The following is a 437-nucleotide window of genomic DNA, read 5'->3' as shown; positions in this document are numbered from 1 at the left end:
CCGCGTGCTCCCGCCCGCGGTCGCCGTCCCCACCCGCGCCGACCTCGCCCGACACCGCGAACAGGACCCCCGATGACCCTCGCCCCCACCCGGCCCGCACCGGTGCCGCCCCCCGCGCGGCCCGCGCCGCCCGTGCCGCCCGTGCCGGCCCGGACCGGCGCGCACCGCCGGCGTCGCCGTGGTCCGCCGCCTGGTGGCCACCGGGCACCGGGTGGTCGCCGCGGACGCCGACCCGCGCGCCGCCGGCGCAGCCCGGGCCGACGTCGCCGTCGTGCACCCCCGCGCCGAGGACCCCCGCTTCGGCGACGCGCTGGTGGCCGCGGCCACGGCGCACGGCGTCGACGCCCTCGTGCCGACGGTCGCCGAGGAGCTGGCGGTGCTGCGCCCGGTGGCCTTCTGGCTGTCCGCGGCCGGGATCGCCAGCTGGCTGCCCGACG

At 83.3% G+C, this 437-nt stretch carries 1 protein-coding gene; it reads left to right on the top strand.

Annotated features, from left to right (window positions below; translation table 11 throughout):
- Positions 1-178: 178 nt before the first annotated feature.
- Positions 179-437 (top strand): hypothetical protein (locus M3677_RS17400; protein ID WP_251161200.1); only part of this gene is annotated, 259 nt, incomplete at its 3' end.

The sequence above is a fragment of the Curtobacterium sp. P97 genome (assembly GCF_023712445.1).
Classification (GTDB): domain Bacteria; phylum Actinomycetota; class Actinomycetes; order Actinomycetales; family Microbacteriaceae; genus Curtobacterium.
This window is presented reverse-complemented; position numbering and strand designations above follow the sequence as displayed.